The organism is Citrobacter sp. R-1.5.2, from assembly GCF_035064245.1.
GTDB lineage: Bacteria > Pseudomonadota > Gammaproteobacteria > Enterobacterales > Enterobacteriaceae > Citrobacter.
In genome coordinates this window covers 1-1,083 of record NZ_JASEYC010000074.1, presented here as the reverse complement: position 1 = coordinate 1,083, position 1,083 = coordinate 1, and the positions used below count along the sequence as shown (strand labels likewise).

The 1,083-nt window shown below is 50.0% G+C and carries 1 tRNA gene and 2 rRNA genes; all 3 read right to left on the bottom strand.

The features are described from left to right. Window positions 1–219 (bottom strand): 23S ribosomal RNA (locus QMN38_RS26630); the annotation flags it as partial. 219 nt (window positions 220–438) lie between these two features. Beyond that, window positions 439–514 (bottom strand) — tRNA-Glu (locus QMN38_RS26625). Window positions 515–599: 85 nt separating this feature from the next. Further along, a 16S ribosomal RNA gene (locus QMN38_RS26620) occupies window positions 600–1,083 on the bottom strand; the annotation flags it as partial.

The following is a 1,083-nucleotide window of genomic DNA, read 5'->3' as shown; positions in this document are numbered from 1 at the left end:
TTTTCCTCGGGGTACTTAGATGTTTCAGTTCCCCCGGTTCGCTTCATTACGCTATGTATTCACGTAATGATAGTGTGACGAATCACACTGGGTTTCCCCATTCGGAAATCGCCGGTTATAACGGTTCATATCACCTTACCGACGCTTATCGCAGATTAGCACGTCCTTCATCGCCTCTGACTGCCAGGGCATCCACCGTGTACGCTTAGTCGCTTAACCTCACAACCCGAAGATGTTTCGTAAAACACCACCGTGTTGCGAAAATTTGAGAGACTCGAACACACCGCTTTTCATTTCTTATTACGGAGAAATGAAACAGTGTGTCGTTTCAATTTTCAGCTTGATCCAGATTTTTAAAGAGCAAATATCTCAAACAAGACTCGGAAGTCTGTTTTGAGATACTTCGGCCGGCGACTTTCACTCACACAAACCAGCAAGTGGCGTCCCCTAGGGGATTCGAACCCCTGTTACCGCCGTGAAAGGGCGGTGTCCTGGGCCTCTAGACGAAGGGGACGTGTCAGTCTCAATCGCAAGACGCCTTGCTATTTACTTTTCATCAGACAATCTGTGTGAGCACTACAAAGAACGCTTCTTTAAGGTAAGGAGGTGATCCAACCGCAGGTTCCCCTACGGTTACCTTGTTACGACTTCACCCCAGTCATGAATCACAAAGTGGTAAGCGCCCTCCCGAAGGTTAAGCTACCTACTTCTTTTGCAACCCACTCCCATGGTGTGACGGGCGGTGTGTACAAGGCCCGGGAACGTATTCACCGTGGCATTCTGATCCACGATTACTAGCGATTCCGACTTCATGGAGTCGAGTTGCAGACTCCAATCCGGACTACGACGCACTTTATGAGGTCCGCTTGCTCTCGCGAGGTCGCTTCTCTTTGTATGCGCCATTGTAGCACGTGTGTAGCCCTACTCGTAAGGGCCATGATGACTTGACGTCATCCCCACCTTCCTCCAGTTTATCACTGGCAGTCTCCTTTGAGTTCCCGGCCTAACCGCTGGCAACAAAGGATAAGGGTTGCGCTCGTTGCGGGACTTAACCCAACATTTCACAACACGAGCTGACGACAG